General features: G+C 65.8%; 1 protein-coding gene. It reads right to left on the bottom strand.

Annotation, left to right across the window (positions count from 1 at the left end; all coding sequences use genetic code 11):
• On the bottom strand, positions 1-234 hold a 234-nt coding region (locus SB717_RS39720), incomplete at both ends, for a thiolase family protein (protein WP_410908851.1).

Raw genomic sequence — 234 nt, 5'->3', positions numbered from 1 at the left:
AGCCCCATCGACGCCTCGCCGGCCTTGATCGCCTGGCAGACGACCCGCACTGCCGTGGCTCCCGTTGCACACGCATTGAGGACGTTATATGCGGGAATACCCGTCTGACCCACCAGCTTCTGAATCCGCTGCGCGGGGTACTGGCGCGCCTGATTCACGCTGCCGGCGGCAAAGACGTCCATGTCTTCCATGGTCACGCCGGCATCGTCGAGCGCGTCGAGCGCCGCTTGCGCA

The sequence above is a fragment of the Priestia sp. SIMBA_032 genome (assembly GCF_046535215.1).
In the GTDB taxonomy this organism is placed as follows: Bacteria; Bacillota; Bacilli; order Bacillales; family Bacillaceae_H; genus Priestia; species Priestia aryabhattai.
Note: the sequence above shows the minus strand (reverse complement) of the source record. Positions and strands in the feature narration are given on the sequence as shown.